The organism is Leucobacter sp. UCD-THU, from assembly GCF_000349545.1.
Taxonomy (GTDB): domain Bacteria; phylum Actinomycetota; class Actinomycetes; order Actinomycetales; family Microbacteriaceae; genus Leucobacter; species Leucobacter muris.
The window spans coordinates 15,020-34,495 of record NZ_KB714605.1 but is presented as its reverse complement, the minus strand read 5'-3'; the positions used below and the strand labels follow the sequence as shown (position 1 = coordinate 34,495).

Genomic DNA, 19,476 nt, shown 5'->3' with positions numbered 1-19,476 from the left:
TCTGCGGCGGAGGCCGGGCCCTTTTGCGCCGGGGAGCGCATCGGGTGCAGGATGATTGGCTGGCGGGGCGCGACCCCGCCGCAGACCGTGTCGCAGTGGGTCGACGACGCCCGCGCGACCCCCGAACCCTCGGAGAGCACATGACGAAGACGTTGATGCCGGCGGCCCAGCGCGGCGGTTCCCTCAAGCGAAGCCTCGGCCTCTGGGCCATCGTCGGCCTCGGCCTCGGCTACATGACCCCCACGGTGATCTTCGACACCTTCGGCATGGTCGCCGAGGAGTCGAACAACGTGGTGCCGCTCGGCTACCTGGTCGCCCTCGTCGTGATGACGTTCACGGCCATCAGCTACGGCAAGATCTCGGGAGCCATCCCGAGCGCCGGCTCCGCCTACACCTACGTGCGCGAGTCGATGCACCCGAACGCCGGCTTCATGGTCGGCTGGGTCGCGCTCATCGACTACATGCTGCTGCCGCTCGTGAACTGCCTCATCATCCGCAGCTACCTCGAGGCGCTGTTCCCGGGCGTTCCGGGCGTCGTGTGGGTGGTCATCTACGTGGTCGGCGTGACGGGGCTCATCTACCTCACGATGCGCGGCACTTCGAACCTCAACATGCTGCTGCTGGTGTTCTCGATCGCGGTGATGGTGGTGTTCGTCTTCCTGGTGATCTTCCAGCTCAACCGTGGCGAGGGCATGGGCACCATCGCCTCGATGAACCCGTTCTTCCACTCCGATGTGCAGGCGACCGCCGTGCTGTCGGCCGCGACCGTGGTGTGCTTCTCGTTCATCGGCTTCGACGCGGTGACCATGTACGCCGAGGAGGCGAAGAACCCGAAGATCATGCCGCGAGCCATTCTGCTCACGGTGCTCATCGGCGGCGGCATCTTCCTCGTCACCGCGTACTTCACCCAGCTGCGATTCCCCGACTGGGAGGTCTTCCTGATCGAGGGCGACAACCCTCGCCAGTTCCTCGACGACTCGACGCTGCCGCTCATCGGCAGCGGCGTGGGCGGCGGCCTGCTGATGGCCGTGCTCACCGCCGCGGGCTTCTGCGCGACGCTCGCCTCGGGCCTCGCCTCGCACGCCTCGGTGTCGCGCATGCTGCTCGTGATGGGCCGCAACAACGTGCTGCCGAAGCGCTTCTTCGGCTACATCAACCCGAAGACGCACACCCCGACGTTCAACATCGTGCTGACGGGCGCGATCTCGCTGCTCGCCGCGGCGTTCACCCTCGAGCAGATCGCCGACTTCATCAACTTCGGCGCCCTGATCGCGTTCACGTTCGTCAACCTCTCGGTGATCGCCTGGTTCGCGATCCGCAAGGGCCTGCGCAAGACGCCGAAGGACATCTTCAACTACATCGTGATGCCGGCGATCGGCACGATCATGACCGGCATCCTGTGGGCCTTCCTCTCGGGGTACTCGCTCGCGGGCGGGCTCACCTGGACCGCGCTCGGCTTCATCTACCTGCTGTTCCTCACGAAGGGCTTCCGCCGGCCGGTCGCCTCGTTCGATGAGAACCAGCCGGTCACCGGGTACAACAAGGTGCTCGAGAACGAGGGCGCCGAGTAGCGAGCGCGGCGCGGCCGAAGCCGGCCCGACGCCCTCCCTCAGGCGACCGCTTCTCGCGGGGAGGGGCCGGGCCGGCTCTCGGGCGACGGAGCGCTGCGGCTCGCGGCGCGCTCACGGCGGGTTCGCCGCGCGACCGGGTCGAACAGGGGCAGGGTGATCCCGCACAGCGGTCCGATGAGCAACGCGAAGGCGAGTGTGCCGAGGCCCGCATCGCCGCCGAGGATCCACCCGACGAGCAGCACCGTCACCTCGACCCCGGTGCGGCCGACCCAGATCGGCGTGCCGAAGCGCAGATGGATCCCGGTCATCAGCCCGTCCCTCGGCCCGGGGCCGAGATGCGCGCCGATGTAGACGCCGCTCGCGACGGCGAGCAGCACGAGGCCGATGGCGAAGAAGCCGATTCGGGCCCAGAGCGACTCCGGGGCGGGCAGCAGCCAGAGGCCGAGTTCGATGCCGGGGCCGACGAGCAGGATGTTGAGCACCGTGCCGATCCCGGGCCGCTGCCGCAGCGGGATCCAGAGCAGCAGCACCGCGAGGCCGATGAGGTTGGTGAGCAGGCCGATGCCCAGGCCGGTGCGCACCGACACGCCCTGCGCGAAGACGGTCCAGGGATCGACGCCTACGGCGGCACGGATCATGAACGCGTCGGCGACGCCGTAGAGCAGGAGGCCGGGGACGAGGCGGAGGAGTCTCGGGAACATACGGATCAGTCCACCTCAGATTGGACTGGTGTTCAAGATGCCAATTCGCCTACAGTGGCCTCATGATCACGCAGCGCCTGACAGCTCGCCGTCTCCAAGAGCTGCTCGGCGCGTGGCGCGGTGACGGCCACAGCTACCGTGAGCTGAGCGAGAGCATCGGGATCCTCGTGCGCGACGGGCGCCTGCCCCCGGCGTCGGTGCTGCCCGCCGAGCGCCCGCTCGCCGAGCAGCTCGGGGTGAGCCGCACCACCGTCGCCTCCGCCTACGAAGACCTGCGCGAGCGCGGGATCGTCGAATCGCGGCGCGGATCGGGCACCGTGGTGCGCACCCGCCGCGGCGACCGCGCGCCCTGGGAGCCCGGCGCCACCGGGGAGATCGCCCTCACCCGCGCCTCGCCGGGCCCCTGGACGCGGCTGCCCGAGCTCGGCCGGCAGGCGCTCGACGAGCACCCCGACGCCTTCCTGCTCGACGGCTTCGACACCATCGGGCACCCGGCGCTGCGCGCCGCGATCGCCGAGCGCTACACGCTGCGCGGCCTGCCCACAGACCCCGACCAGATCATGGTGACGCTCGGCGCCCAGCACGCGATCTTCCTCATCGCGCGCACCCTCCTGCGACGCGGCGACCGCGCCCTCGTCGAGTCGCCCAGCTACCCGCACGCCCGCGAGGCGCTCGCCGCTGCGGGCGGTCTCGTCGCCGAGATCCCGGTGGGCCCCCACGGCTACGACGCCGGGAGCATCGTCGAGATCGCTCGCCGCACCGCGGCCCGCCTCGCCTACCTGATCCCGGACCACCACAACCCGACCGGCCTCAGCATGCCGCCCGAACTGCGCGAGCGCCTCATCGAGGAACTCGCGGGCCACGGCACCCACCTCGTCGTCGACGAGACGACCGCGGAGCTCGTGCTCGGAGCCCCGAGACCCGTGCTGCCGTTCGCGGCCTCGGCCGCGCACCCCCATCACCGCGACGCGATCCTCACGGTCGGCTCGCTGGGCAAGACCGTGTGGGGCGGACTGCGCGTGGGGTGGATCCGCGCCGCCCCCGACCTCATCGGACGCCTCGAGGCCGCCCGCGTGGTCGGCGATCTCGGCACCGGCACCTGGTCGCAGGTGCTGGGCGCTCTGGCCCTCGAGCGCTACGACGAGGTGCTCGCCGACCGCTCCCGCGAGATCACCGCCGGGCACCGGGCCCTCATCGGCGCACTGCGCCGGCACCTGCCGGAGTGGCGCGTCTCACCGGCCACCGGCGGCGTCAGCGTCTGGGCCGACCTGGGGGAGGCGCGGAGCACGCGGCTGAGCCGCGAGGCCGCCCGCCTCGGGCTGCGCATCCCGCCCGGCCCCCAGTTCGGCAGCCCCGGCGTGTTCGAGCGCTTCCTCCGGCTGCCGTTCGCGGCCCCCGGCGTCGACTTCGAACGCGCCGTCGAGGTGCTGCGGCGAGCCCGGGACGGCGACGGAGCCGCGATTCCGGCCCCCGTGCGCGCCGAACTGGTCTGAGAGGCGCCGCACGACCGCTCCTCGGCGGGCCCGCGGGTGAGTAAGCTAGGGGATCATGCTCGACCTAGACTTCAGCGCCCGCATCCGCGCGCTCCGCGCCACCTACGCCGACATCGCGGCGGTCACCGACCTGCCGCGCCTCGAGCAGGAGATCGTCGAGCTGGAGCAGCAGGCCGCCGCCCCCGACCTGTGGGACGATCCCGCGGCCGCGCAGAAGGTCACCAGCGGGCTGTCGCACCGGCAGGCGCAGGTGCGCAAGCTGCGCGGCGTCGAGAACCGGCTCGACGACCTCGAGGTGCTGATCGAACTCGCGCAGGAGGCCGACGACGCCGACTCGGCGCAGGAGGCCGCCGACGAGCTCGGCGCCCTCGAGAAGCTCGTGCAAGACCTCGAAGTGCAGACGATGCTGTCGGGGGAGTACGACGACCGCGCAGCGGTCGTCACGATCCGCTCGGGCGCCGGCGGCGACGACGCCACCGACTTCGCCGAGATCCTGCTGCGCATGTACCTGCGCTGGGCCGAGCAGCACGGCTACTCGACGAAGGTGCTCGACACCTCGTACGCCGAGGGCGCCGGGATCAAGTCGGCCACCTTCGAGGTCGAGGCGCCCTACGCCTTCGGCACGCTCTCGGTCGAGGCCGGCACCCACCGTCTGGCCCGCATCAGCCCGTTCGGCTCTGCCGACAAGCGCCAGACGAGCTTCGCGGGAGTCGAGGTGATCCCGCTGCTCGAAGAGGCGACCGAGGTCGACATTCCCGAGAACGACATCCGCGTCGACGTCTTCCGCTCTTCGGGCCCCGGCGGCCAGTCGGTGAACACCACCGACTCGGCCGTGCGCATCACGCACATCCCGACGGGCATTGTGATCTCGATGCAGAACGAGAAGTCCCAGATCCAGAACCGCGCGGCCGCCATGCGCCTGCTGCAGACCCGGCTCCTGCTGCTGCAGAAGGAGCAGGAGGCCGCGAAGAAGAAGGAACTCGCGGGATCGGTCACGGCGAGCTGGGGCGACCAGATCCGCTCCTACTTCCTGTACGGTCAACAACTCGTGAAGGATCTGCGCACCGGTCACGAGTCGTCGCAGCCCGACGCCGTGTTCGACGGTGACCTCGACGGGTTCATCGCCGCGGGCATCCGCTGGCGGTCGCTCTCGAAGAACGACTAGGCGTCTCGTTCTCCGAGCCTGTCGGAGGGAACGGATCCGCGGCTTCGACGGGTTCAGCCGGGGCCGCCGCCGCCCCTCGGGGCGCGACGAGTGTGAGGCAACGCGCCAGCGCCGCGCGCCTGTGCCCCGTTCCAGGACATGTGGCGTAGGGTCGTCTCGTCATGATCCTCTTCGAGAACGTCACCAAGAAGTACCGGGGCACCGCGAAGCCCGCGCTCGACGGTATCGACCTGCGGGTCGATCGCGGCGAGTTCGTCTTCATCGTGGGCGCGTCCGGTTCGGGCAAGTCGAGCTGCCTGCGCCTCATCCTGCGCGAGGACCAACCGAGCGCGGGCAAGATCCACGTGCTCGGACAGGATCTCAGCAAGATCTCGTCGCGCAAGGTGCCCTATTTCCGCCGCAATCTCGGCACAGTGTTCCAAGATTTCCGCCTGCTCACCAACAAGACCGTCTACGATAACGTCGCCTTCTCGCTGCAGGTCATCGGCAAATCGCGCGGCTTCATCCAGGAGGCCGTGCCCGACACGCTCGAGATGGTGGGCCTCGCGAACAAGGCCAAGCGCTTCCCGCACGAGCTGTCGGGCGGCGAGCAGCAGCGCGTCGCGATCGCGCGCGCGATCGTGAACAAGCCGTCGATCCTGCTCGCGGACGAGCCCACCGGCAACCTGGATCCCGCGACCAGCCTCGGCATCATGCAGCTGCTGCGCGCGATCAACGCCTCCGGCACCACCGTGGTGATGGCGACGCACGAGGCCACCTTCGTCGACATCATGCAGCAGCGCGTGGTCGAGCTCTCGCAGGGCGTCGTCGTGCGCGACGAGGTGGGCGGCGGCTACGGCGAGACCGCGTCGATCCCCGTCGCCGACCTCTCGGAGGAGGGCGTGCAGGTGCTGCGCACCACCGAGGCCGTCGTGCGCGCGGCGCTCGCCCCCGAGGAGGGCGGCGACCCCGCCGCTCCTGCGCAGGCCGCCCCCGACGTCTCCGCGGGCGATCTCCCGGGCTCGAGCCCCGTCGCGCCCGCGGCTCGCGCGTCATCCGCAGCTCCGCAGGCTCCGGCGGCCCCCGCGCAAGCTCCGGCGGCGCCTGCCCAGGCGCCGCAGCCCCCCGCGCAGGCGCCGACCGGCGACGCACCGCAGCCGATCCCGCCCCGACAGGTGACGCCCCCGGCGCCTCAGCCGCAGCGCGAGGCCTCCGTATTCGAGGAGCCCCGCCCGTTCGGCGACTCCGACTCCGACATCGACGACGACACCGTGCGCGCCGGCGGGCCGCAGGCGCGCCGCATCCCCAGCTTCCTCGACCCGGGGCGGCCGATGGACCCCGTGCAGATGTCCGAGACCGGCAGCCTCGCCGAGCATCTCGGGCTCAGCCGGAAAGACGACGACGAGACGGATGTGGGGCCGGTGCGATGAGAGCGGGACTCGTGCTCGGCGAGGTCTGGAACGGCCTGCGCCGCAACATGTCGGTGGTCATCTCGGTGATCCTCGTGACGTTCGTGTCGCTCACCTTCGTGGGCGCCGCGATCATCATGCAGCTGCAGATCCAGCAGATGAAGACCTTCTGGTACGACCGCGCCCAGGTGGCGATCTACCTGTGCACGGACTACGACCAGAGCGCCACATGCTCGGGCGCCGACGCCGGCGAGGAGGAGATCTCCGCCGTCGAGAACGCCCTGCAGTCCGACACGCTGCGCCCCTACATCGACGACTTCTTCTTCGTCGACCACGATCAGGCCTACGCCGAGTTCACGAAGCAGTTCGAGGGCAACCCGATCCTCGACATCACGCGCCCCGAGCAGCTCAACCAGACCTTCTGGGTGAAGCTCGAGGACCCCTCCCGGTCCGACATCATCACCGAGACCTTCTCGGGCATCCCGGGCGTGCAGAGCGTCTCCGATCAGCGCAGCCTGCTCGACCGCATCTTCCTGTTCCTCGGGGTGGCGAGCTACACCGCGATCGCGATCGCGGGCCTGATGCTCGTCGCGGCGATGCTGCTCATCTCGACCACGATCAGGCTCTCCGCCTACTCCCGCAGGCGGGAGATCGGGATCATGCGCCTCGTCGGAGCCTCCAACCGCTTCATCCAGACCCCCTTCATATTGGAGGGCATCATCGCCGCGCTCGTGGGCGCGGTGCTGGCCGGCGCGGCCTCGGTCGGGATCGTGCGATTCTTCGTGCAGGGTTTCCTCGCGAGAGAGGTGCCGTTCACGAGTTACATCACGGTCGAGCAGTCGCTCCTCGTGCCACCCGTGCTCGTGCTCGTGGGTGTGGTGCTGTCTGCGATCGCCGCGAAGATCGCGATCACCCGGTACCTGCGGGTGTAGCGGCGCCCGGCGGCGTCGCCACCCGCCACCGGGGCGACCCTGACCGCGCCGGTGACGCGACCCGCGCACCGCGGCATCGTTCGCGCTCGACGGCGCAGCGCGCGACCCGCGACTGCGCTAAGCTGGATCCTCGCGCCGCCGCGCGGACCCCGACCCGCCCGAACCGCAGAGAGGATGTGACATGAGCCCCAAGGAGACCGGCGAGAAGCTGATCGCGTCGAACAAGAAGGCTCGGCACGAGTACCACATCCTCGACACCTACGAGGCGGGCATGGTGCTCACCGGCAGCGAGGTGAAGTCGCTGCGCATGGGGCGCGCGTCGCTCGTCGACGGTTACGTGTTCATCGAACGCGGCGAGGCCTGGCTCGACGCCGCGTACATCCCCGAGTACCTGAACGGCTCGTGGACCAACCACGCACCGCGCCGCAAGCGCAAGCTGCTGCTGCACCGCCAGCAGATCGACAAGCTCTACCAGAAGACCCGCGAGGGCGGCATGACGATCGTGCCGCTGCGCCTCTACTTCCTCGACGGCCGCGCCAAGGTCGAGATCGCCCTCGCGAAGGGCAAGAAGGAGTACGACAAGCGGCAGACGCTGCGCGAGCGGCAGGACACGCGCGAGGCCGAGCGGGCCATGCGCAGCCGCAACCGCCTCGGGGAGTAGCCGCTCAGGCCCCGTCGAGGGCGCGGCTCACGTCGAGCAGGATGCCGTTCTGCACGTCGTGCCAGTCGTCGGTGTCGGGCTCCGGCCACGACGACAGCTTGACGATCACCGAGTCGCTCGGCGGGTCGAGCCACAGGTTCTGCCCGTGGATGCCGATTCCGCTCACGTTGCCGCGCTCGTTGCCGGTGCACCACCACTGGCGCGTGTAGCTGCCGTTCGGGAACGCGCCGGTGAAGCCCTCGTACGTCATCGCCTCGCGCGATCCGCCCGCCATGATGCTGCGCACCCAGGCCTCGGATACGACGCGCCCGCCCGGAGCGGCGCCGCCGTCGAGCATCATGCGCCCCACGCGCGCGAGATCCCGAGCCGTGCACGAGATGCCGCCGTTCGCGAAACCGAAGCCGGTGGTGTCGACGGTGATCGTCGCGTCGCGATCGGCGTCGAGCTTCGACCACAGGTGCACCGAGAGCGCCTCGCTGTAGCGCAGACCGGTGACGCGCTCGACGATCCACGCGAGCACGTCGGTGTCGGCCGAGCAGTACTGGAACTCGCCGACCGCGCCGTCGCCGCGCAGGGTCGTGAGGAACTCGTAGGTGTCGGCGGGGTCGCCCTCCCGGCGCGACCGCCAGCCCGCCGAGCGGTCGTGGGTCTGCACCTCGGAGCCGGGATCGACGTAGTCCTCGCTGTAGTCGATCGAGACCTCCATGTCGAGCACCTGCTGCACCGTGACCCGCGGGGCCGCGGCGTCGGCGGGTCCGTCGTAGACCGACCCGGCGAGCTCGGGCACATAGGCCGTCACCGGACGGGAGGGGTCGAGGCGGCCGCCGTCGACGAGCGCTCCGACCACGATGCCGCACAGCGACTTCGAGACGCTCATCAGCAGGTGGAGGTCGTCGGCGGCGAAGCCGGACCGGTAGTACTCGGCCAGCACCCGGTCGCCGCGCAGCACGAGGAAGGCGTCGGTGAAGCTCTGCTCGAGCCGCTGCTGCAGGTCCGGGAGCCGCGAGGCGAGCGCGTCGAGGCGCGCGACGGCCTCGACGGGGGCGGCGGGCGAGCGGCGCGAGATCGTGGCGGACGGCAGGATCTCGCCCAGGTGGGAGAAGGCCCAGCGGTTCTGCGGGGCCTCCTGCCAGCCGTCGAGATCCGGTTGGCCCGGCGCGGCCCCGGGGTAGCGCCCCGGGTGCGGCCCGGTCGGCGATCCGTGCCTGCTCGCCCGCCGCTCGCTCACGCCTCGACCTGGGCGCGGATGCGGCGCTTCGCGAGCACCGTGTAGATCACGATCGAGACCAGCATGCCGACCGGCACCGACAGGTCGATGTAGCCGATCGCCACCCCCAGCGGCCCGGTCCACACGTCGGTCGAGAGGAAGAGCGCGGTCGCGACGCCGCCCGCCACCACCGAGACGAGACCCGAGATGCTGAAACCGCCGTGGTACCAGAACTTCGCACCGCGACGCTCGTCGAACAGGTCGATGCCGTCGTAGCGATTGCGGCGCAGCACGATGTCGGCGACGTAGACGGCCATCGTGGGCGCCGAGATGATGAGCAGGAACTGCAGCATGAGGTTGATCGCGTCGATCAGGTTGGTCGACATCACGAGGAAGAGCGTGAACGCCGTGCCGAGCACGCCGATGAGGATCGCCGAGGGGATGCGGCGGATCGGCACGCCGATCGACTGGAACGCCATGCTGGCGGTGTAGGTCGTCATGCCGTTGAGGGCGACGGTGTTGACGATGACGCCGATCACGAAGACGGGGCCGAGCCATGCGGGCAGCATGTCGAGCAGGGCGTACTCGATGCCGAACTCGAGGGCGTCGGCCGAGACGACGCTGCCGAGCAGGGCGCCCACGATGGTGAAGAACGCGCAGGGGATCGCGCCGCCGAGGGCGGTGGCGACGATGATGTGCGAGGGCTTCGCGTCACGGGGGAGGTAGCGGGCCATGTCGGCGCTGTTGGAGAAGGAGAGCGGGCTCGAGGCGAGTATCGCGAAGGCGATGGTGAGGCTCGACCAGAGGGCGACGCCCTGGAGCGGTTCGGGCTGCGTGAAGTTCCAGTCGACGGTGGGCAGGATGAAGCCGGTGACGACGAGGAAGATGAGCAGCAGCACGGCGGTCAGGGCCGTGTAGGCCTTGAGGATCAGCGCGTGCCCGTAGACGGCGACGAGCACGGTGACGATCGAGACGACGACGGTGACGATCACGAGGCCGACGGTCTTGTCCTCGACGCCCATGCGGGTGAGCAGCTCGGCGCCCATGAACGAGGAGGCGACCCAGTTGAGGGCGAGGAAGACGCCCGAGATGAACCAGCCGTAGAAGGCGATGACGATCTTGTTGCCGCGGAAGCCGTAGATGGCGCGCTGGATCACGGATCCCGATGTGCCGGCCGCGGGGCCGCTGATCGCGACGATGCCGGGGAACACCCAGAGCAGGGAGACGACGAGGATCACGAGGATCGCCTGCCAGATCTCGAGGCCGAGCACCGCCGTGAACGACGCGCCGATGGTGAAGTTGAGGACGCTCACCATGGTGGCGGCCCAGACCGAGAAGAGGTCGCGGGGCCTGCCGTGGCGCTCGGTCTCGCCGACGAGCTCGATGCCGCGCGTCTCGGGGTGCGTGGCGACGTCGACGAATTCCTGCTGGGAATCGGAGGGGGTGTGTGCGGTCACGGTGGTTGGTTCCTCTCGGCGGAGCCCTGAGCATCGTCGCCGGGGTGACACACGAAGCAGCGTTGCTATTGGTCATGAGGCCAATGGGCTCTATTGGTCATTAATCCAATAGGATGAGGGCCATGGTGTCAAGCGAGGGTCCGTCGCGGGTGCGCAAGCAGCCCGAGGAGCGGCGCGCCGAGATCATCGCCGAGGCGGCGCGGATCGCCCTCGAGGACGGGCTGGAGCGCATCACGCTGCGCGCGGTCGCCGACGCCCTCGGGGTGCGACCCGGCCTGATCAGCCACTACTTCCCCGCCGCCGAGGATCTCGTGATCGCCGCGTTCCTCGTCGCGGTGACGGGGGAGCGCGAGCGCCTCCAGTCGGGGGAGGGCGACCCGTTCGAGCGCATGGCCGTCTTCGTGCGCCGCGTGCAGTTCGAATCGGTCGACCTCTCGCGGCTCTGGCTCAACGCCCGGCACCTCGCCCGGTTCACGCCCGCCCTCGCCGACGCCATCGAGGAGCAGGAGGCCCTCGACCGCGACCGGCTGATGTCGCTCATCGAGGAGGGGCGGGATGCCGGTGCGTTCAGGGTCGAGGATCCGCTCGAGGCCTGCGTGCGCATATTCATGGCCGTCGACGGCCTCGGCGCCTACGCGAACAACGTCGGCGACTTCGAGCCCGAGTCGTACGTGCACTTCGTCGCCGATGTCTGCGAGTGGGCGCTCGGGATCGAACCGGGGCGGCTGCGGGAGCGCGTGCTGGGCTCCTGAGCTCCAGCCGCTATTGGCCTGACGACCCATCGGTGGTATTCTGTAAGGCCGGGATGATCCCGGATTGACAATTCCACAGCGCGTGATGCGAACGTCCCCAAGCCGCACCCTCGGGTGCACGCGCCGAGCAGGCGCACGCACGGGGCCGATCGGTTTCGACACGTCGATTTGAGACTGTGAGAAGCGAGCCGAGGACGCGGAGTTATCTCGTTAACGCCCTTCGCAAACCATAGGTGCCAACGCTAAGCGCACCGACTTCGCTCTCGCTGCCTAAGCACGAGACCGAGTCCGTCAGGTCGGGTGGGCCTCCGCCCCGGTTTCCTGGCGTCATCTAGGGGGCTTTGCTGGTGCGTCGTGTCTCAGGGCGCATCGGGACTTTCACTGAGGCTGGGCCTGTCGTTCTAGGTGTTCGTGATAAAGAACGGGGCCGAGTAGAACGTTTTCACGAACTACGCTCGTAGAAGGCACGGAATCGTCGAAGTGGACCGGGGTTCGATTCCCCGCGGCTCCACCAGAGCGTTCGCATCACGCGCCGTGAGAATGTCGGCGCGGCCGCCCGCTACCGGGCTCGGTCGCGCCGGGCCCGGCTGACGTGGCTGCGCGCGTGGGCGGCGGCCGACTCCAGATCCTCGAAGAGGTGATTCTGGTGACGCAGCGACGAGATCACCCCGACCCGTTCGGCGATGCCGTGCTGATCGGGGCGGATGCCCTTGATCAGCACCGTGATCCCGCGGCGCTCGAGCGAGGCGATCAGCTCCGAGATGACCTGGGCGCCGGTGGCGTCGAGCAGCTGCAGCTGCGACATGCGCAGCACGACGACCTCCACCTCCTGCAGACGCGAGACCCGCTCCAGGGTGCGCTCGGCGGCCCCGAAGAAGAGCGCCCCCTCCAGCCGCAGCACCGCGATCCGCTCGTCACCCGGCTGCGCCGCACCCGGCAGCTCCTCCCGGTGCACGCCGCTCGTGCGGGCCAGCTGCCGCAGCGCGAAGAATCCGGCGACGAGCAGGCCGATGAGCACCGCGTAGATGAGGTCGACGCTGACCGTCACCACCGCGGTCAGGCAGAACACCACCGCGTCGGCCCGCGACGCCCGCAGGATCGTGCGCACGGTTCGCGGAGCGATCATGCGGCACGCCGTGACCATGAGCACACCCGCCAGCGCCGCCAACGGGATGCGGGATACGACGGCCGACCCCACGAGCACGACGACGAGCAGCAGCAGACCGTGCGTGATCGCGGCGACGCGCGTGCACGCGCCTGCCCGTACCCCGACGGCGGTGCGGGCGATGGCGCCGGTCGCGGGCATGCCGCCGAAGAGGCCGGCCGCGATCGACGCGAGCCCCTGGCCGACGAGTTCGCGGTCGGCGTCGTACGGGCCGGTGTCGGCCATCGTCGCCGCGACGCGGGCGGAGAGCAGCGACTCGATCGCGGCCAGCGCGGCCACGGCGAACGCGGGCCCGACGAGCGCGGAGACCGTCGCGGGATCGAACGCCGGCAGGCTCGGTGCCGGCAGGCCCGCGGGCAGCGCGCCGATCGTCTCGACCGGCAGCCCGAACAGCGCCGCGACCATCGCGGCGATCGCGATCGCGAGCAGGGATCCCGGGAAGCGGGGGTGGACTCGCATCGACACGAGCATCACACCGACGACGATCGCGACGAGCAGCAGCGACGAGCCGACCTCGGGCCAGCTCGCGGCCATCAGGCTCTGCGCGGCGGCGACCGCGGCGTTCGTGCTCTCGGGGGCGCCGGCGCCCGTGGCGGTCGGCACCTGCTGCAGGAAGATGATGACCGCGATGCCGAGGGTGAACCCCTCGATGACCGGCCAGGGGATGTACGAGACCGTGCGCCCGAGGCGCAGTGCGCCCGCGGCGAGCACGATGAGCCCGGCCATGAGGCAGACGAGGGCGAGCGCCCCGGCGCCGTGGGCGGCGATGATCGGCGCCAGCACGACGACCATGGCCCCCGTGGGCCCGGAGACCTGCACGTTCGAGCCGCCGAACACCGCGGCGACGATCCCAGCGATGATCGCGGTGACCAGCCCGCTCTCGGCGCCCGCGCCGGAGCTCACGCCGAACGCGAGGGCGAGCGGCAGCGCGACGATGCCGACGGTGATGCCCGCGAGCAGGTCGGTGCGCCAGGACCGGCGGGCTTCGCGGTAGTCGTCCGGCGACGGCAGCAGGGAGAGCGCGGCCGAGCGGAGGCGCCCGATCGGCGCGCTCATCGCGTGGCGCCGACGGGGGCCGGATCCGCCTCCGGTATCGCCGGGAGCCCGTTCTGCTCGACGAGCTGGCGCTGGGTGGTCTCGAGGATCTCGCCGAGCAGCGTGCGCGCCACCCGCAGTAGATCGGCGACCTGAGGGTAGGCGAGGCGGTAGTAGACGAGGCTGCCGCGGCGCTCGGATACGACGAGACGGTTTCTGCGCAGCACCGCCAGATGCTGCGAGACGTGCGAGGCCTCCAGCTCGGTCGCGGCGAGCAGTTCGGACACCGAGACCTCGGGGGCTGCAGACAGCACCTCGAGGATGCGGATGCGGATCGGGTGCGCGAGGCCCTTGAACAGGCCGGCCTTCACCTCGTAGAGCGGTCGGTTCGGGTCGCTCAGCATTCGTCACCCTCCCGGTGCTGCCGTTTCGCACCACAATATGATGGATTTATCATATCGCAATTTTAAGCCGATCCGATGCCGGCTCCGCCCCCGACCCCGATGCCGGCCCCGCGAGCACAGTCTGGACAGCGGCTCGATACCGTGATTGACTGCCATATAGATGTGGCCTTTGTGTGGGGCGGACGGGTGCTGCGGCGCCGGGTCGCGGCCTTCGCCGGCCGCTCCGGGTTCTCCTGGCACCGCCGGCATCTGCCTCGGTCTCGCCGGCCTCGGGTTCTTCCTCTTCGGGGCGCTCAACTTCTTCACGCACATCGGCCTCATCATCAACACGATGGGGTGAGCACAGCTGGGTTTCGCGGAAGCACGTGGTGGGTTCGTGCGCGGCGTCGCCGCTGCGGGCGCGGCGGCCGTCTTATTCGCGGCGATCTTCTACCTTTCGGGCGCGGTCGACGTGGATGCCGACGTGATGTTCGGCACCAGGATCCTGATTACCTGCGCCTGCTATGCGTTCGCGCTCGCGCACCCGGCCGCGCGACGTCTCCTCCGCGACTACTGGACAGCGCTGCGGAGCCTGCGCTGGGGGATGCTGCTGCTGCCGGTGCTGTGCGCGCTGGTCGGAGCCCAGCTGTGGCTGTTCTCCTGGGCACCGCTGCACGGCCATGCCCTCGACGCGTCGCTCGGGTTTCTGCTGCTGCCACTCGGCATCGTGCTCGGCAGCAAGCTCCTCCTGCGGGCCGAGGTCACGCGGATCCAGTGCGCCGCGGTCGGCGCGGCTGCCGTAGCGGTCGGGCTGAAACTCGCATTGACACCGGAGGTGTCATGGGTGACGGCCGCGATCTGTCTCGGCTACCCGGCCTATTTCGTGTTGCGCCGCAGATACGGTCTCGACAATCCGGCCGCGTTCGGCGTCGAGGTCGCCATCATCGCTCCGGTCGCGATCCTGCTGATGCGGTTCGGCGGGCCGTTTCCGGACGGTGCCACCGAGCGGTTCGCGCTGATCGGGGTCGGGATCGCCGGGGCGACGGCCATGTTCGCGTACCTCGCTGCCGCGCAGCGCCTACCGCTCCCGGTATTCGGAGTGCTCGGATATCTGGAGCCGGTGCTTCTCGTGGTGGTTGCGCTGCTGCTCGGCGAGCGGCTGCACGGAAGCGACCTGCTCACCTACGGCCTGCTCGCGGTCGCACTCGGCCTGCTCGCGGTCGAAGGGTTCCGGAATGCCAGATCCCCGGTCGGCGTGCGGGACGATCCCGCTGTGCGAGCAGGTACTCGTCCGCGCCCCCTCCGCCGCTGACGCTGATGTGCACCGGGCTCTCGGGATAAGACGCACACGATCGCGAACTCGGCCCCACCCTTTCGCGCACAGCGGGCCCGGATCCTCCTCGAGGGGCTGCGCGGAACGCGCAGGATCCGTATGATGGGTAGCCGTCGCCCCGCTCCTGCGGAGCGGCGAAGGTGTGCCGGGAAGTCTGGTCGGCGAATAACGACGAACGAACCAGAAATCGGAAGGCTGCATCGAATGAGTGCTGCGTATCTCACCCGAGGCGACCCGCTTCCCGGCGCCGACGCGCCCCCGGCGCCCCGAGGCGTCGAATGCCCCCGAGGCCTGTTCTGGGGGGTCGACCTCACCGAGTGCACCACCCGCAGACAGGCGCGTCGAGCGTGGCATGAGGCGGTGCTCTCGCTCAAGTCAGAGCTCGATGCGCACCCGGAGATCCGCCGCGTCTGCATCGCTTGCGCACGACCCCGACACTTCCCGCACTCGATGCTCGTCGGGCTCCCCGAGGGGCTCGCCCTCAAACTGCACAACGACCTCGAACGCGATCGGGGTCGATATCTCAACACGCTCGTGCTCGACGTCACGGGGTGCGATGATCCCGCGCTCCTGCGCGAACGCCTCTGGGAGGCGCTCTGCACGAAGGCCGCATGGAGCGACCTCACCCTGACCTGGGAGCAGGTCGCGGAGAGCAACGTCCACGAGGCCTGGACCCTCGCCGCGCTCTGAGCGCTCCGACAGCTCCGCCCTCGCTCCTCGACCGCTCCGACCCACGTGGAAGGCCCTCCGCCTTCCGTACCTCATCCCGCACGGAGAACCCATGACAGAGTCCAGTGAGCGCGCCACGCGCTCGTTCCCCCGCTACGGCTCCTTCGCGGAAGCCGGCCGCATCGCCGAGCTCCTGCGCCGGGAGACCGTCGGCGGCATCCTGCTCGTGGCGGCCGCGGCCGCGGCGATCATCTGGGCGAACACGCCCGCCGCCGACGCCTACTTCGCGATCCGCGACTTCGAGATCGGCTACGAGCCCTGGCATCTGAGGCTCAGCCTTGGCGCCTGGGCCGCCGACGGACTGCTCGCGATCTTCTTCTTCCTCGTCGGGCTCGAACTCAAACGCGAGTTCGTCGCGGGCGACCTGCGCCGGTTCGGCACAGCCGTGGTTCCGATCGCGGCCGCGGCCGGAGGAGTGGCGGTGCCCGCCATCCTCTACGCTCTCTTCGTACGCGGCGAGGCCGGCCTGAGCCAGGGATGGGCGATCCCTACGGCGACCGACATCGCATTCGCGGTGGCGGTGCTCGCGATCATCGGCTCGAATCTCCCGAGTGCGCTGCGTATCTTCCTGCTGACGCTCGCCGTGGTCGACGACCTCATCGCCATCAGCATCATCGCGATCTTCTACACCGATCACATCGAGCTCATCCCGCTCGGCGTCGCCCTCGCGGTGATCCTGGTCTACGGGTTCATCGCCCAGCGGTACCGAGGCTTCTTCGGCATGCGTCCATTCGCCGCCTGGGCGATCCTCCTCCCCATCGGGGTCGTCGCCTGGGGTTTCATGCACGCCTCGGGCATCCACGCCACCATCGCGGGCGTACTGCTCGGGTTCACGATTCCGGTTCGCCACAAGCCGGACGCGGGCGACGCGCTCCAAGAGAAGCACGGTCTCGCCGAGGAGTTCGAGCACCGCTTCCGGCCGCTCTCCGCAGGGATCGCCGTGCCGATCTTCGCGTTCTTCGCCGCGGGAGTGTCGGTCGGCGGATGGGAAGGCGTGCAGCGCGCGTTCGCACACCCCGTGACTCTGGCGATCATCGTCGCCCTCGTGCTCGGCAAACCGCTCGGGATCGTGCTCACGACCTGGACACTCTCGAAGGTCGCGCGCATCAGGCTCGATCCGGAGCTGCGGTGGATCGACATCGTGGGGGTCGGCCTGCTCGCGGGCATCGGGTTCACGGTGTCGCTGCTCGTCGCAGAGCTCAGCTTCGAGGCCGGGTCGCCCGAGCATGACTACGCCAAGGTCGCGATCCTCGCCGCGTCCGTGGGCGCAGCGCTGCTCGCCGCCGTGCTGCTCGGCGTCCGCAACCGCGGATACGGCAAGATCCTCGAGCGGGAGCGGATCGACCTCGACGGCGACGGGATCCCCGACGTGTACCAGCAGGAGCGGCGCGACGAGTGGTTCAAATCGGCACCCGGGCAGGGCGGCCGCTGAGCGCTGGTCGTGGCCCCGCGCAGCTGCCGGAGCCGCACATGGTGCGCCGCGAACGATGCATCAGCGCTCGGTCGGTCGGTATCCGAGCGGCATGTGGGAGACGGGGTCGAGGCCGCTCAAGGTCGCCCAGCCGTCGGCGAGAAGCGCAGCGTCGCTTCCCGGCTCGGGGCGGTTCGGCAGATCCTCCACCGCGAGGCGCACGTAGTCGTCGTCCTGCTCGGTCAGCGTGGTATGCACGATCCCGAACGGGGCGAGGGACGCTTCGACGATGCCCCGGTTCTCGACGGCGTTCGGAACGTTGAGGTTGACGACGGTGCCCCGGGGGCGGCCGAGCAAGAAGGGCAGCACGCCCATCGCCACGTCGGCCGCGGCGTCCCAGTGGTACCTCGTCGGGTGCAGACCGACGTCGAGCGACACCGCCGCCCCCCACGCCCCGTTCAGGCCGCCGGTGAGCGCCGCGCCCACCGTGCCGGAGTGGAGAACGGCCCGGCCGACGTTCGCACCGTGATTGATCCCCGAGAGCACGAGGTCTGCGGGTTCTCCGAACGCCCCGCGCGCGGCGATGAGCGCGACCAACCCCGGCCCGCCCCTCACGGCATACGCGGGAGTCCCCTCCAGCTCGGGAAGCTCGCGCCGCTCGATCGCGATGCGACCATCCTCCTCCGCGGCCATGATCGAGGCGCTCGCCCCGCTCGACTGCCGTATCGGCGCCGCCACCACGATGTCGAGGCCGGCTCCGCGCGCGGCGCGGGCGAGGGCGGCGAGGCCGGGGGCGTCGATGCCGTCGTCGTTGGTGATCAGTGTTCGAGTCATGCGGAGCCCTCCCGCCCGTCGCCGGTGCCGGACTCGCCGGCCTCCCCGGGGTCTGCGAGCGCGGCGAGCTCGTCCGGACTGACGCTCCCGTGCTGCGCCGGTCCGCCGTCCCTCTCCTGCGCGACGTCGAGCGCGCGCACGATCACCGCCTCCCTGAGCCGCGCGATCGTCGCGGCGTCCCCGGTGCCCATTTTCGAATGGGTTTTGTCATGCGGCATNTCCCCGGGGTCTGCGAGCGCGGCGAGCTCGTCCGGACTGACGCTCCCGTGCTGCGCCGGTCCGCCGTCCCTCTCCTGCGCGACGTCGAGCGCGCGCACGATCACCGCCTCCCTGAGCCGCGCGATCGTCGCGGCGTCCCCGGTGCCCAGTCCATGGCGGGTGACGTTGAGCGCGCCCGCCGCAGCCCCGGTGACGACGGCCTCCCGGGCGGTCTCGCCGTCGGCGATCCCCGCTGCGATCCCGGCGGTGAGGGAATCGCCGGCGCCCCGGGTCTCGGCCGCCTCCATGCGCGGGCTCTCGACCTCGACGAACCCATCGTCGTCGAGCAGCAGCAGGGGATCGCTCGAACGGGTCACCACCACGACGGCCGCACCGCGCTCGCGCAGTTCGAGCATGGCCGACTGGATGCTCTCGGCGGATGCGTCGTCGACGCGTCCATCGTCGAGCAGCTCCTCGTGGCTCACCTTCAGCACGTCGACCCCGCCCGCGAGCGCAGCGTCGAGGCGCGCGCCGGCCAGATCGACGATGACGCGGGCTCCTCCCGCGCGCAGATCGGAGGCCAGGCGCCGATAGGTGTCGACGGGTACGGCCGCTTCACCGGCAGGGCCGCTGAGGATCGCGAGACCGGCGCCGAGCCCCTCGCGCAGGGTCGCCCCGTAGAGCTCGTCGAGATCGTGGCGCGCGAGGGGTTCGCCCTCCGTCTCGGCGATCACGCGGCGTTCGCCCCCGCGGCGATCGTGCACGTAGGCCGAGGCCTTGCCCGGGCGGTCGATGCTCGAGACCGAGAACCCCTCATCCTCGAGCAGATGCCGCAGCACCGGCCCGAGTTCTCCGGTCAGCGTGCAGCACATCCTCACGCGCACCCCCAGCCTCCGCAGCATCCGCGCCTGCCACACCCCCTGACCGCCCGCGTGGAGATGGATCTCCGGCTCGTCGCCGTGCTCCTCGATCGTGACGGTGACGGTCGGGGACGGTGCGAAGATCGTGACCTCTCTCATGGGCGGCAGCGTATGGCACAGGGGTGCGGGGCGGAACCCCTT

The 19,476-nt window shown here is 70.2% G+C and carries 18 protein-coding genes and 1 other RNA gene; 12 read left to right on the top strand and 7 right to left on the bottom strand.

Translation table 11 applies throughout. The features are described 5' to 3' along the window. Window positions 1–140: 140 nt before the first annotated feature. Window positions 141–1,571 carry an APC family permease gene (locus H490_RS29645; protein WP_031290292.1) on the top strand — a complete coding sequence of 477 codons (1,431 nt, stop codon included), beginning with the start codon at window positions 141–143 and terminating at the stop codon, window positions 1,569–1,571. A 38-nt stretch (window positions 1,572–1,609) separates the two neighbouring features. On the opposite strand, the gene H490_RS29640 is transcribed toward H490_RS29645, so the two are convergent. Continuing rightward, window positions 1,610–2,272 carry a YczE/YyaS/YitT family protein gene (locus H490_RS29640; RefSeq protein WP_017885151.1) on the bottom strand — a complete coding sequence of 221 codons (663 nt, stop codon included), beginning with the start codon at window positions 2,270–2,272 and terminating at the stop codon, window positions 1,610–1,612. Between the two features lie 62 nt (window positions 2,273–2,334). Between H490_RS29640 and H490_RS29635 the strand changes: the two genes are divergently transcribed. From H490_RS29635 to smpB, 5 genes are all read left to right on the top strand, one after another. Then, a complete protein-coding gene (locus H490_RS29635) occupies window positions 2,335–3,765 on the top strand; it encodes a PLP-dependent aminotransferase family protein (RefSeq protein WP_017885150.1) in 1,431 nt (476 codons plus the stop codon). Between the two features lie 55 nt (window positions 3,766–3,820). After that, entirely contained in the window at window positions 3,821–4,930 is a 1,110-nt protein-coding gene (prfB, locus tag H490_RS29630) for a peptide chain release factor 2 (protein ID WP_017885149.1), read from the top strand. A gap of 161 nt (window positions 4,931–5,091) precedes the next feature. Then, window positions 5,092–6,339 carry a cell division ATP-binding protein FtsE gene (gene ftsE, locus H490_RS29625; protein WP_017885148.1) on the top strand — a complete coding sequence of 416 codons (1,248 nt, stop codon included), beginning with the start codon at window positions 5,092–5,094 and terminating at the stop codon, window positions 6,337–6,339. Further along, window positions 6,336–7,250, top strand: a complete 915-nt coding sequence (ftsX, locus tag H490_RS29620; protein WP_017885147.1) for a permease-like cell division protein FtsX — start codon at window positions 6,336–6,338, stop codon at window positions 7,248–7,250. The genes ftsE and ftsX overlap by 4 nt, the downstream gene beginning before the upstream one ends. 181 nt (window positions 7,251–7,431) lie before the next feature. Then, window positions 7,432–7,911: an SsrA-binding protein SmpB gene (smpB, locus tag H490_RS29615; RefSeq protein ID WP_017885146.1), complete on the top strand. Its 480-nt coding sequence runs from the start codon at window positions 7,432–7,434 to the stop codon at window positions 7,909–7,911. 4 nt (window positions 7,912–7,915) lie between these two features. On the opposite strand, the gene nylB is transcribed toward smpB, so the two are convergent. Beyond that, window positions 7,916–9,139, bottom strand: a complete 1,224-nt coding sequence (gene nylB, locus H490_RS29610) for a 6-aminohexanoate-dimer hydrolase (protein WP_017885145.1) — start codon at window positions 9,137–9,139, stop codon at window positions 7,916–7,918. Further along, entirely contained in the window at window positions 9,136–10,575 is a 1,440-nt protein-coding gene (locus H490_RS29605) for a purine-cytosine permease family protein (RefSeq protein WP_017885144.1), read from the bottom strand. Before H490_RS29605 ends, nylB begins: the two co-directional genes overlap by 4 nt. Before the next feature lie 122 nt (window positions 10,576–10,697). Between H490_RS29605 and H490_RS29600 the strand changes: the two genes are divergently transcribed. After that, the gene (locus H490_RS29600; protein ID WP_017885143.1) at window positions 10,698–11,327 is read left to right on the top strand and encodes a TetR/AcrR family transcriptional regulator; all 630 of its coding nucleotides are present in this window, start codon (window positions 10,698–10,700) and stop codon (window positions 11,325–11,327) included. 141 nt (window positions 11,328–11,468) lie between these two features. Next, window positions 11,469–11,841, top strand: a transfer-messenger RNA (tmRNA) gene (ssrA, locus tag H490_RS31370). Between the two features lie 45 nt (window positions 11,842–11,886). Here the strand turns inward: ssrA and H490_RS29595 are convergent. Both H490_RS29595 and H490_RS29590 read right to left on the bottom strand, forming a co-directional pair. Further along, complete coding sequence (locus H490_RS29595) at window positions 11,887–13,548, bottom strand: SulP family inorganic anion transporter (RefSeq protein ID WP_017885142.1); 1,662 nt, start codon at window positions 13,546–13,548, stop codon at window positions 11,887–11,889. Continuing rightward, the gene (locus H490_RS29590) at window positions 13,545–13,931 is read right to left on the bottom strand and encodes an ArsR/SmtB family transcription factor (protein WP_017885141.1); all 387 of its coding nucleotides are present in this window, start codon (window positions 13,929–13,931) and stop codon (window positions 13,545–13,547) included. The genes H490_RS29595 and H490_RS29590 overlap by 4 nt, the downstream gene beginning before the upstream one ends. Window positions 13,932–14,100: 169 nt before the next feature. Here H490_RS29590 and H490_RS32410 point away from each other — a divergent pair, with 169 nt between their 5' ends. The 4 genes from H490_RS32410 (at window position 14,101) to nhaA (ending at window position 17,404) form a co-directional block, all read left to right on the top strand. Then, window positions 14,101–14,271, top strand: coding sequence for a hypothetical protein (locus H490_RS32410; RefSeq protein WP_193743425.1), 171 nt, complete (start codon window positions 14,101–14,103; stop codon window positions 14,269–14,271). A gap of 36 nt (window positions 14,272–14,307) precedes the next feature. After that, complete coding sequence (locus H490_RS29580) at window positions 14,308–15,222, top strand: EamA family transporter (RefSeq protein WP_017885139.1); 915 nt, start codon at window positions 14,308–14,310, stop codon at window positions 15,220–15,222. Between the two features lie 225 nt (window positions 15,223–15,447). Further along, window positions 15,448–15,933, top strand: coding sequence for a hypothetical protein (locus H490_RS29575; protein ID WP_152424345.1), 486 nt, complete (start codon window positions 15,448–15,450; stop codon window positions 15,931–15,933). Window positions 15,934–16,024: 91 nt separating this feature from the next. Further along, complete coding sequence (gene nhaA, locus H490_RS29570) at window positions 16,025–17,404, top strand: Na+/H+ antiporter NhaA (RefSeq protein ID WP_017885137.1); 1,380 nt, start codon at window positions 16,025–16,027, stop codon at window positions 17,402–17,404. Between the two features lie 60 nt (window positions 17,405–17,464). On the opposite strand, the gene surE is transcribed toward nhaA, so the two are convergent. After that, entirely contained in the window at window positions 17,465–18,217 is a 753-nt protein-coding gene (gene surE / locus H490_RS29565) for a 5'/3'-nucleotidase SurE (RefSeq protein WP_017885136.1), read from the bottom strand. Further along, window positions 18,214–19,434, bottom strand: a complete 1,221-nt coding sequence (locus H490_RS29560; protein ID WP_017885135.1) for a PfkB family carbohydrate kinase — start codon at window positions 19,432–19,434, stop codon at window positions 18,214–18,216. The genes surE and H490_RS29560 overlap by 4 nt, the downstream gene beginning before the upstream one ends. Between the last annotated feature and the right edge of the window lie 42 nt (window positions 19,435–19,476).

Excerpts from the sequence above, each read along its gene's own strand:
- H490_RS29590 (WP_017885141.1), bottom strand. The coding sequence starts at position 13,931 with ATGCTGAGCGACCCGAACCGACCGCTCTACGAGGTGAAGGCCGGCCTG.
- surE (WP_017885136.1), bottom strand. The coding sequence starts at position 18,217 with ATGACTCGAACACTGATCACCAACGACGACGGCATCGACGCCCCCGGC.
- H490_RS29595 (WP_017885142.1), bottom strand. The coding sequence starts at position 13,548 with ATGAGCGCGCCGATCGGGCGCCTCCGCTCGGCCGCGCTCTCCCTGCTG.
- H490_RS29640 (WP_017885151.1), bottom strand. The coding sequence starts at position 2,272 with ATGTTCCCGAGACTCCTCCGCCTCGTCCCCGGCCTCCTGCTCTACGGC.
- prfB (WP_017885149.1), top strand. The coding sequence starts at position 3,821 with ATGCTCGACCTAGACTTCAGCGCCCGCATCCGCGCGCTCCGCGCCACC.
- smpB (WP_017885146.1), top strand. The coding sequence starts at position 7,432 with ATGAGCCCCAAGGAGACCGGCGAGAAGCTGATCGCGTCGAACAAGAAG.
- H490_RS29645 (WP_031290292.1), top strand. The coding sequence starts at position 141 with ATGACGAAGACGTTGATGCCGGCGGCCCAGCGCGGCGGTTCCCTCAAG.
- ftsX (WP_017885147.1), top strand. The coding sequence starts at position 6,336 with ATGAGAGCGGGACTCGTGCTCGGCGAGGTCTGGAACGGCCTGCGCCGC.
- ftsE (WP_017885148.1), top strand. The coding sequence starts at position 5,092 with ATGATCCTCTTCGAGAACGTCACCAAGAAGTACCGGGGCACCGCGAAG.
- H490_RS29575 (WP_152424345.1), top strand. The coding sequence starts at position 15,448 with ATGAGTGCTGCGTATCTCACCCGAGGCGACCCGCTTCCCGGCGCCGAC.
- H490_RS29635 (WP_017885150.1), top strand. The coding sequence starts at position 2,335 with ATGATCACGCAGCGCCTGACAGCTCGCCGTCTCCAAGAGCTGCTCGGC.
- nhaA (WP_017885137.1), top strand. The coding sequence starts at position 16,025 with ATGACAGAGTCCAGTGAGCGCGCCACGCGCTCGTTCCCCCGCTACGGC.
- H490_RS29600 (WP_017885143.1), top strand. The coding sequence starts at position 10,698 with ATGGTGTCAAGCGAGGGTCCGTCGCGGGTGCGCAAGCAGCCCGAGGAG.